Origin of the sequence: Polaribacter sp., assembly GCF_965660385.1 — a bacterium.
GTDB lineage: Bacteria > Bacteroidota > Bacteroidia > Flavobacteriales > Flavobacteriaceae > Polaribacter.
This window is the reverse complement of the sequence record NZ_CBFHZT010000031.1, coordinates 1,481-3,922: the sequence shown is the minus strand read 5'-3', so window position 1 is coordinate 3,922 and position 2,442 is coordinate 1,481. Positions and strand designations below refer to the sequence as shown.

1 protein-coding gene and 2 pseudogenes are annotated in these 2,442 nt (G+C 29.9%); all 3 read left to right on the top strand.

Translation table 11 applies throughout. From position 1 onward, the window contains the following. A pseudogene (locus ACTG3V_RS10265) lies at positions 1–909 on the top strand (M56 family metallopeptidase); the annotation flags it as partial. Positions 910–918: 9 nt separating this feature from the next. Further along, complete coding sequence (locus tag ACTG3V_RS10260) at positions 919–2,169, top strand: tetratricopeptide repeat protein (RefSeq protein ID WP_439132072.1); 1,251 nt, start codon at positions 919–921, stop codon at positions 2,167–2,169. Between the two features lie 70 nt (positions 2,170–2,239). Beyond that, positions 2,240–2,442: pseudogene (locus tag ACTG3V_RS10255) on the top strand (hypothetical protein); the annotation flags it as partial.

Below are 2,442 nucleotides of genomic sequence, written 5' to 3'. Positions count from 1 at the left end.
ACAGCAACGAAAGAAGTCTATATCAACAATTTATTATCCAGCTTTTTTCAAGTGGAAAATATCACTTTTATCAATCACTTTTACAAACCAACATTTATTAAAAAAAGAATTACTATGATGACTAGAAAACAATCTAAAAAAACGAATCAATTAAAATATTTAATGTTGATTCCAGTATTGGTAAGCATGCTTTTTTACAGTTCATGTACTGAGGAAGTTACAATCTCAGAAAAGCGAACTTCTTTAAAACAACAAACTATTCGATATACAAAATTAGGCGATCACAAAATTAAGAGTAGAACTACAAGTAGTGAAAGTTATCTTGATGTTTATATTGGAACGAGCACACCAAATTGGACTGAGATTACTTACGACGATTTAACTTTTGAAGAGGCAGAGGAATTTGAATATCAAATGAATAAAATACAAAGTATAGATAGTAATTTTTCAAATTCAATAACGCTTAAAGTTTATCAAAGAAAAGATGGTAGAAGGGTTCTTGCAAGTATTATTGATGTTGAGAAAATGAAAAGTTTAAAAAGAAAAGTTACTACAGAAACAGAAGAAATATCATTTATGGCAATAGACAAAGCACCAACATTCCCTGGTTGTGAAGAAGGAGACAAAAGTTGCTTTTCTAAAATGATACAAAAACATTTTGCTAAAAACTTTGATGCAGAAATGCCAAAAACACTGGGTTTAGCACCTGGTAAAAAAAGAGTTTTTATCGCTTTTAAAATCGATAAGAATGGAGATGTTGTTGATGTAAAAGCAAGAGCACCTCATAAACAGATCCAAGAAGAGGTGATTGCAGTTATGAATGCATTACCAAAAATGACACCTGGTGAAAATGAAGGAAAAATGATGAGCGTAAAATACTCAATTCCTTTTACTATTATTGTAGAATAAATATAACCTATGAAAAAGAATATTCTAATACTATTATTACTAATAATTGTAAAAGTTGAAGCGCAGACTTCAACTTTTGCGGTTGCAGATAGTTTATTTGCAAAAGGCAGGTATAAATTGGCTTTGAAAGAGTTGCATAAAAGTGAACCTACTTTTTTATCAAACTACAAAACCGCTGTTATTTATGAATCGATTGATAATTATAAAAAGGCAGCCCTTTTTTTAGAGCAAGCCATCACTTTTAAAAACGATGAAAAAGCCAAATTGAAATTGGCCAAGAATTATCGAGCGTTAAAACAATCCAAAAAAGCCATTCCAATTTATGAAGAAATTTTAGCCAAAGATTCCTTGAATTTAGTGTTGCAATATCAGTTGGGTAAATTGTACATCATCAACAAAAAAGCCATAAAAGCACAGAAAACATTTCAATACTTAATTTCTCAAGATGCAACCAATGCCAATTACAGTTATCATTTGGGTTTAGTGTATGCTTTACAAGGTAAAAGAGATCCGATGATCAATAGTTTTATCACCACATATAAAAAAGATACCACACATTTTAAGGCCATTACTAGATTGGCTAAAAGTTTTAACGCCTTGAAAGATAGAGATTCAACTCAAATATTTGTAGAAAAAGGGCTGGCGTTAAATAAGAACCATGTTGATTTAAACAAGTTGAAAATTAACCAATTGTATCGCGACAAAAACTATAAAGAAGCAATACCTTATTTGTTGCATTTAGATACCATTGATAAAAAAGATACCTACAGCACTGCCATGTTAGGTAGAATGTATTTTAAATTAGATAGCTTAGATAAAGCAAAAACCTATTTTAAAAAATTAACTTTTAAAGACCGAGAAGATTTTAAAGCGAATACCTACTTAGGGCATATTGCAATGATAGAGGAAGATTATAGAAGTGCTTGGATGAATTATATGATAGCTACATCTAAAGGAAAACAAAAAAGAGATGAAGAATATATGGGGTTAGGTACCATGTTTTTAGCCACTAATAAACCCAAACAAGCGCTAAGATCTTTTGAAGAAGCTTTTAAAGAGAACAGAAGAAACTACAAAGCTTTGTATCAATTAGCAAAAACTTCAGACGATTATTATAAGGATAAAAAAATAGCTTACCAACATTATATTACATATATAGAAACTTTTTATGATAAAGATGATGTGATCAATGCTTTTGTAAAACGAAGGATTAAAGACATTAAAAAAGACTATTTTATGAAAGGAGAAACTTTAAAATAAAAGTCGGTAATTTTTAGTAATTTCACGCAATAATAGTACCTTGGTTATGCGTGTTTTATATTTTGTATTAATGATGATAGTTTTCACTTCGTGTGATAAATTTTCATTCACTAAAAAACAACCTTTACAGGTTATAGACACCATTGTTGACTATTCTTCGGTTGATACTTCTCCGTCTTTTGCTAGTTGTGATTCAATTGTAGAGAAATCTAAAAAATCAGCTTGTTTTCGAAGTACCATTCATCAAAAAATAGCAGCACAATTGCAAAAACA